This window comes from Acidisphaera rubrifaciens HS-AP3 (assembly GCF_000964365.1).
GTDB lineage: Bacteria > Pseudomonadota > Alphaproteobacteria > Acetobacterales > Acetobacteraceae > Acidisphaera > Acidisphaera rubrifaciens.
The window spans coordinates 1-2,740 of sequence record NZ_BANB01000821.1; the positions used below are offsets into that span (position 1 = coordinate 1).

A 2,740-nucleotide genomic window follows, 5' to 3' on the forward strand; every position below is an offset into this window, starting at 1 on the left:
AGGCCCGGCGCGCCGTGTCGGTCGGCTGAACCCGGCGGCGGCGCCGCTTGACCCGGGCGGCGCGATTGGGCACCTGCGCCTGGCCAGACGGCCGGACGGTCGCTGGCCGGGGGCGACAGCCTGCCGGCTGGAGGAAAGTCCGGGCTCCACGGAACAACGGTGCCGGCTAACGGCCGGCGGGGGCGACCCCAGGGAAAGTGCCACAGAGAACAGACCGCCGGCCCGCGGCTTATCCGTCGGCCGGCAAGGGTGAAACGGTGCGGCAAGAGCGCACCGCGCCGCCGGCAACGGCGGCGGCAGGGTAAACCCCACCGGGAGCAAGACCGAATAGGGGCGGCAGACCGCGGTGACGAGCCGCGGTCAGGGTGTTCCGACCCGCCGCCCGGGTTGGTCGCGCGAGGCGCGCCGCAAGGCGCGTCCCAGAGGAATGGCCGTCCCGTCGCCGCAGCGATGCGGCGACGGACAGAACCCGGCTTACAGGCCGTCTGGCACCTTTTCCTCCAAGCCTCGCGACGGCATTCAAGAACAAAGCATGAATACTTGTGGAATGGTTACAGCGCCGGCGCGGCCTCGGGCAGCGTAACCAGTTCCGGTGATAAACCATTGACCTGCCGAGCGATTTTTCCGGCGACCAGCAAGTAACGAACGGGCTTTCCCTTTGACGCCCATAATTTCCCATGATAACCCATGACTTCCCAAGCCGAGGATGCGTGCGAGCCGCTTTCGACACGTGACCGGCGCGAAGGGAGACGAGGGAGTCGCTAGCGAAAGGGCCGCACCGGCCACATGACCCGCTTCATGGGCACGCATCTGAACCGTGTGGACGCAAAGGGCCGCGTGTCGGTCCCGGCGCCGTTCCGCACGGCCTTGCGGGCCCACGGCGACGCGGCGCAGGACGCCGGCGCGGCGGACATCATCCTGCGTCCGTCGCACATCTATCCGTGCATCGAGGGATGGCCGGCGCATGTGTTCCACGCCCTCGCGGCCCCGCTCGACCGACTCGACCTGTTCAGCGATCAGCAGGAGGACATGGCGGCCGCGATCTATGCCAGCGCGATGACCGTCGAGGCCGACCGCGAAGGTCGGATCGTGCTGCCTGAAACGCTGGCTCGGCATGCCCAACTGAAGGATGCGGCGCTGTTCATGGGTCTCGGTCGGATGTTCCAGATCTGGGAGCCCAATGCCGGCGAAAGGCGCCTGGTGGAGGCGCGCGGCCGGGCACGCGGCATCACGCTGCCCGCGGCGCCGTCCGGGGCCGGATCGTGACCATCACGCATGAAACCGTCCCGGGGGGACCCGCCGGGACCCATGTTCCGGTCATGCTGGACGAGGTGTTGCGGACCCTCGCGCCGCGCGCCGGCGGCTGCTATCTCGATGCGACGTTCGGCGGCGGGGGCTACACGCGCGCCCTGCTGCAGGCCGCGGACTGCACGGTGTGGGCGATCGACCGCGATCCCGATGCCATTGCCCGCGGCGCGGCACTCGCCGCCGCCTTTCCAGGTCGGCTGCATCTGCTGCACGGACATTTCGGAACGCTGTTCTCGCTCTTGTCGGACTCCGGCGTGAGCAGGCTCGATGGGGTGGTGTTTGACCTGGGTGTATCCTCGTTCCAGCTCGACGAGCCGCAACGCGGATTTTCCTTCCGCGCCGACGGCCCGCTGGACATGCGCATGGACCGCGCGGGACCGAGTGCCGCGGACCTGATCGCAACGCTCGACGAGGGCGCCCTGGCCGACCTTCTCTACACCTACGGCGAGGAGCGGCTGTCGCGCCGCATCGCACGGGCGATCGTCACGGCGAGGGCCGAAGAGCCCATCACCACCACCGGCGCGCTCGCGGCCCTCATCCGCCGCGTCGTGCCGCCTGACCGCAGCGGCATCGACCCGGCCACCCGCAGTTTCCAGGCGCTGCGCATCCGCGTGAACGACGAACTCGGCGAGATCGAGGCGGCGCTCGCGCAGGCGGCGCGGATGGTCGCACCGGGCGGGCGGTTGGTCGTCGTCTCGTTTCATTCGCTCGAGGACCGCATCGTCAAGCGGTTCATGCTGGACGCCGCCGGGCGGGCACCCGCGCCGTCGCGCCACGATCCGCGCGGGCTGATGGAGCGCGCGCCGTCCGCGTGGCGCCTGCTGACGCCCCGGGCGGTCCGCCCCACACCCGCCGAGGCAGCCCGCAATCCCCGCGCCCGCAGCGCCCGCCTGCGCGCCGCCGCCCGCATCGAGACCGACAAGCCGGCGCACCGACCGGCCGAGGAGCGTCCATGATCCGCCCCTTCACCTGCGTCTGCATGATCCTGGCCGCAGGGTCCGGTCTGTACCTGTATCAGACCAAGCACCGGTCGCAGATGCTGGACCGCGACATCGCCGACACCGTGCATCAGGCGCAGGCCGCGCGCGACCGGTCGGGCCTGCTGCGCGCCGAGTGGACGCTGCTGAACGACCCGCAGCGCCTGGCCGATCTCGCCACACGCTTCCTTCAGCTGAAATCGACCTTGCCGCCTCAGTTCACCTCGCTGGCAGACCTCGACAAGCGGCTGCCGCCAATCGGCGCGCCGGACGCGCCCGCCGGGTCCACCGACGAGCCGTCGGACGATATCGGCACGCCGGTGGCCTCCGCGGCGCCGCCACATGCGCCCGGCGGCACGGCCGGTTCGGAGGCGACGGCGGCTTTGGCGGACACCGCGGCGCAGGGCGCCGCCGCGGCGCCCCGCGTCGTCGCGGTCTCCGCATCCTCCCCCGCC

General features: G+C 71.1%; 3 protein-coding genes and 1 other RNA gene. All 4 read left to right on the plus strand.

What is annotated here, in order from left to right:
* The first annotated feature begins 83 nt into the window (after positions 1-83).
* Positions 84-493, plus strand: an RNA gene (rnpB, locus tag B8460_RS18150) — RNase P RNA component class A.
* A 293-nt stretch (positions 494-786) separates the two neighbouring features.
* Complete coding sequence (gene mraZ / locus B8460_RS18155) at positions 787-1,266, plus strand: division/cell wall cluster transcriptional repressor MraZ (RefSeq protein WP_048863028.1); 480 nt, start codon at positions 787-789, stop codon at positions 1,264-1,266.
* Between the two features lie 2 nt (positions 1,267-1,268).
* The gene (gene rsmH, locus B8460_RS18160) at positions 1,269-2,264 is read left to right on the plus strand and encodes a 16S rRNA (cytosine(1402)-N(4))-methyltransferase RsmH (RefSeq protein ID WP_277813994.1); all 996 of its coding nucleotides are present in this window, start codon (positions 1,269-1,271) and stop codon (positions 2,262-2,264) included.
* On the plus strand, positions 2,261-2,740 hold a 480-nt coding region (gene ftsL / locus B8460_RS18165), incomplete at its 3' end, for a cell division protein FtsL (RefSeq protein WP_456303912.1). The genes rsmH and ftsL, both read left to right, overlap by 4 nt.

What these genes read in the sequence shown, in the direction of transcription:
- mraZ (WP_048863028.1), top strand. Translation starts at nt 787, where the DNA reads ATGACCCGCTTCATGGGCACGCATCTGAACCGTGTGGACGCAAAGGGC.